The 1,769-nt window shown below is 32.8% G+C and carries 1 protein-coding gene and 1 pseudogene; both read right to left on the minus strand.

Annotated elements, in window-relative coordinates:
- A pseudogene (locus BAZSYMA_RS06725) lies at nucleotides 1–399 on the minus strand (site-specific DNA-methyltransferase); the annotation flags it as partial.
- A gap of 104 nt (nucleotides 400–503) precedes the next feature.
- Nucleotides 504–1,769: site-specific DNA-methyltransferase (locus tag BAZSYMA_RS06730; protein WP_241502575.1), on the minus strand; the 1,266-nt coding region annotated here is incomplete at its 5' end.

Genomic DNA, 1,769 nt, shown 5'->3' on the forward strand with positions numbered 1-1,769 from the left:
TCGCGTTATAAAGTCAACATCAATGCTTTTTTTATTGGCATAAGACTTGATGTTTTCGCTAATTTCGCGCAAATTTTTGCTTTCAAAATGGTAACCAAAGGCAATGACAGTCGTTGGATTAAACTTTTTGTCGCTATCTATTTTTTCTAATAATGTTTTAAGATTTTCTGTTTTAAACCCTTTGTCCATTAAATACAATTTGCCACTACTGTAATGGGCTATGTAATTGTTTAAATCTGTTTCTTGTAGATTTTCTGTAAGCGAAACACCATCATAGGTTTTCCAAGTAATGAGTAAGGCTTTTATGTCTGCTGGGGTGAGTTTGCTTTCATCAAAAAGTAGCGTTTGTTGTGGGTCTAATTCGTCTGCCTCAAAATGGTAATCGTCCCAAATGGGCATTGTTTCAAATATCTTGAAACCTAAATCTTGATTTGATAAATCTTTGTCTTTGTTTTCTTCTTGTATTTTTTTAGCGGTCTCTTATTAAGCGTTCCTTTGTTATTTCAAAAATGGTAGGTTCTGCTACTTTTAACCCATCTTTTACAAAATCGTAAGCGGTTTTGTTTTTCTTTTGGTCTATGTTTTCGGGTAGTTGTGCTAAAATAAAATTTTCTGTTTCCACCGTCTTCTGCGTTGAGTTGCATTACGGCATCTGCGGTTGTTCCTGAACCTGCAAAGAAATCAAGGATTAGATCGTCTTGTTTAATAATTGTCTTTATACATCTTTTTATCAATCCTGTGGGTTTGGGATTAGTGAAAATTGCTTTTCCTAACAACTTATCAACTTCTGCTGTTCCTACATTATTTTCAGGCATATCATCCCATAATGTATCTGCTATTTGCCCATCATTTTCTCTTTCATTCCAATAAGCTTTTTCATTTAATTTGTCATTTTTTAAATATAATCTATTATCATTTTCTAATGATTTCATTTTGTTTTTATTGATTCTCCATCCTTTTTTAGGACATTTCCATATTTTCCCACTATTATCTACATAATCATAAGTTGTTTCTGGACCTGGAGAACCTGTTTTTTGAAGTGGATATAGTCTATATTTCCCTCTGCCATCATTATTATCATCTTTTGAATACATTTTAATTGTTGATTCTGCCAAAGGTTTGTAAATATTTTCTAATTCATAATGTCCACTTTTTGAAAACATTAAAATATAATCAATATTTTCAGGATATTTTTCACTTACTGTTTTCCCACTGCTGTTTTTTTTCCAAACAATTTTATTTACAAAATTCTCCTCCCCAAAAATCTCATCCATTAAAAGTCGTAATTGTGCCACTTCATTATCATCAATAGAAATAAAAATAACACCATCATCTTTAAGTAGTTGTTTTGCAATATATAATCTTGGGTATATAAAAGTTAACCAAGCAGAATGTGAGTTGCTGTTGCTTTGGGTAAAGTCTAAAATGCGTTTGGCTCGTTCTTCACTTATACCTGCCAATTCTTGTAGTTCGTCTTTGGTAAATTTACGGTCGTCTGCATATACAAAGCCATCACTGCCTGTGTTGTAAGGCGGGTCAATGTATATCATTTTAATTTTTTCGTAATAGGCGTTACTTAGGTGCTTTAGCACTTCCAAATTGTCGCCTTTTATGAGTAGGTTTTCAGAGTTTGCGTTTTCAGGCTTTTGGTTAAAAGTTTCATCTTCTTTTAAAAGGGTAGTAGTTTCGTCAGTTGCCAAAAGTCGAGCGTAGGATTTTCCAAGCCAATCCATTCCGTAACTTTCTTTAGAAAAGTTAATTTCGGTTGC

Origin of the sequence: Bathymodiolus azoricus thioautotrophic gill symbiont, assembly GCF_001298715.1 — a bacterium.
GTDB lineage: Bacteria > Pseudomonadota > Gammaproteobacteria > PS1 > Pseudothioglobaceae > Thiodubiliella.